At 51.6% G+C, this 283-nt stretch carries 1 protein-coding gene; it reads right to left on the bottom strand.

The window, feature by feature from the left end:
* Positions 1 to 283, bottom strand: a 283-nt coding sequence (locus VU18_RS15480; RefSeq protein WP_047758441.1) for a transposase, incomplete at both ends; no start/stop codon positions are given.

Raw genomic sequence — 283 nt, 5'->3', positions numbered from 1 at the left:
CGTTTTTTCCTGATCCATTCTTCCCATGCCTTGGATGGGCCGTGCTTTTGATTGTGTCGAGACGGTGTCCAGAACGCGGCTTGGTGTTCTTCGTACAGCTTTTCTCGAAGAGCGTGGCTGATGTACCCTTTGTCCCCAAAGTTGTAGGGATGAGGGATTTGAGTCATCACCGTTTCAGCGGCTTTGACGTCGTGGCAGGACGCTTCCGTCACGACATAGCCCATGGCCAGCCCTTGATTGGTCACTTGAAGATGCAGCTTGAAACCGTAGTACCATTGCTTTT

Origin of the sequence: Geobacillus sp. ZGt-1 (genome assembly GCF_001026865.1) — a bacterium.
Classification (GTDB): domain Bacteria; phylum Bacillota; class Bacilli; order Bacillales; family Anoxybacillaceae; genus Geobacillus; species Geobacillus thermoleovorans.
This window is presented reverse-complemented; position numbering and strand designations above follow the sequence as displayed.